The sequence below is a fragment of the Dolichospermum circinale AWQC131C genome (genome assembly GCF_000426905.1).
Classification (GTDB): Bacteria; Cyanobacteriota; Cyanobacteriia; order Cyanobacteriales; family Nostocaceae; genus Dolichospermum; species Dolichospermum circinale.
Window position 1 is genome coordinate 102189 of sequence record NZ_KE384589.1, and the last position, 282, is coordinate 102470.

At 31.6% G+C, this 282-nt stretch carries 1 protein-coding gene; it reads right to left on the reverse strand.

What is annotated here, in order from left to right; genetic code table 11:
- A partial coding sequence (locus ACIR131C_RS21770) for a DUF2887 domain-containing protein (protein ID WP_035371422.1) occupies nt 1–251 on the reverse strand: 251 nt, incomplete at its 3' end.
- Nucleotides 252–282: the final 31 nt, after the last annotated feature.

Consider the following 282-nt stretch of genomic DNA (forward strand, 5'->3'; position numbering starts at 1 on the left):
AGATAAATGTTGATTTCTGCTATTAATTCCCAGTAAAAATCTGGTTTGGGTTGAAATTGCACTTCTACAAAATAGATGGGTTTTTCTAGACTATCTGCCATAAAAATCCCATCAAACCGAAATGCTTTTTCTTTCACTTCTACAGAGGTAAATTGATAATCTTTAGCATTTTCTGTAGGTTCTCCCAGAATTTCAAATAATAGAGTGTGAAAAGTGAGAAAGATTTGGTAGAATATCGTGTCTGTGTGCATTATTCCTGATTTTGAAATTTCTTAATTACTT